This is a genomic window from Streptosporangium sp. OZ121 (assembly GCF_051918885.1).
GTDB lineage: Bacteria > Actinomycetota > Actinomycetes > Streptosporangiales > Streptosporangiaceae > Streptosporangium.
Window position 1 is genome coordinate 1 of the sequence record NZ_JBPXMC010000098.1, and the last position, 829, is coordinate 829.

At 71.8% G+C, this 829-nt stretch carries 2 protein-coding genes; one reads left to right on the plus strand and one right to left on the minus strand.

Annotation, left to right across the window (positions count from 1 at the left end):
* A partial coding sequence (locus tag ACTOQ1_RS42875; RefSeq protein ID WP_440074366.1) for an Ig-like domain-containing protein occupies positions 1–389 on the plus strand: 389 nt, incomplete at its 5' end.
* Positions 390–413: 24 nt separating this feature from the next.
* Here ACTOQ1_RS42875 and ACTOQ1_RS42880 read toward each other — a convergent pair.
* Positions 414–829 (minus strand): hypothetical protein (locus tag ACTOQ1_RS42880; protein ID WP_440074369.1); only part of this gene is annotated, 416 nt, incomplete at its 5' end.

The window sequence follows — 829 nt, forward strand, 5'->3', positions numbered from 1 at the left end:
ACACGCCCCAGCCCGCCCTCCCGGCCCCGACCACCACGCTGACCTCGTCGCGCGTCTCGGGAACCGGCCCGGTCGTGTTCACCGCGACCGTGAGGTCCTCGAACGCGACCGTCCCCACCGGCCGGGTCGTCTTCGTCACCGCCGGAGCGGTCCTGGGCACGGCGTGGATCGTCAACGGCAAGGCCGTCCTGGGCGTCATGGGACTTCCCAGGGGCACGCACCGGATCTTCTCCGTCTTCCTGGGCGCGCCCCTGCTGAATCCCAGCGTCTCGCCGGCACTGGTCCAGCGCGTCGGGCTCGCCCTCTCGCGCACGGCGAGAGCCAAGGCGAGGAAGGCCGCCGCCACGGAGAGGGAGGCCGCCGACGGCACGCGTTCCCCGTCCGTCTGATCAGGTTTCCGACCCCGCCCGGTCCTAGCTGACCGAGTGGGTGACGACGGCACTGTAGGTCCCGGCGATCACCTGAGGGGGCAGCGTCACGGTGATCGTCGGGTTCCAGGTGGCGGAGTTGTTCCCGGTGCCGTCGGAGGCGGAGAAGGCGGTGCGGGTGGAGCCGAGGTCTCCGGTGGTCCCGGGGGTGAACGTCGCGTCGCCGGTCGTGGCCGTGGCAGGGCCCGGCGAGTAGGTGATGGACTCCTTCGGGATGGTCTCGGGCGCGGTGGCGCCACCGGTGGTGAAGTCCGTCGCGTTGACCGTCGCGATCCAGGAGGCGTCGAGGGAGTCACGGGCGTCGTCCACGGTGACGTCACCGAGCTGAGCCGACACGGTGGGGCTTCCGGCCACCACGGATCCCAGGTTCGCGGTGCCCGGCACGCTGATGGAGAGAGCGC